This is a genomic window from Cobetia sp. SIMBA_158 (assembly GCF_046566945.1).
Lineage (GTDB): Bacteria > Pseudomonadota > Gammaproteobacteria > Pseudomonadales > Halomonadaceae > Cobetia > Cobetia amphilecti.
The window spans coordinates 1-240 of the sequence record NZ_JAWJYL010000993.1; the positions used below are offsets into that span (position 1 = coordinate 1).

Here is a 240-nt window from a genome sequence, read left to right on the forward strand (position 1 = left end):
TGTTTCATTATTATTAATTTGCAAAAGGCAAACTTGCCAATATTCCATTAAAAAGTTTTAAAACGACATACATAATAAGTGTCATTAAAATCGACCAGAATAGAATTTCATAAACTAATAGACCCACTGTTCCGGACATCGTTAAAAACTGGCTCATTTTATACATGTTATAGATAAAATAAATAAACACCGTTAAAAGAAAAATCGTGATCAATACAGTAAAGGATTGAATACCAAAAG

Annotated in this window: 1 protein-coding gene; it reads right to left on the minus strand. The window is 27.9% G+C overall.

Going from position 1 to position 240, the window contains the following annotated elements; genetic code table 11:
- Nucleotides 1–13 precede the first annotated feature (13 nt).
- Nucleotides 14–240 (minus strand): DUF5366 family protein (locus R2R70_RS22775; RefSeq protein ID WP_410979313.1); only part of this gene is annotated, 227 nt, incomplete at its 5' end.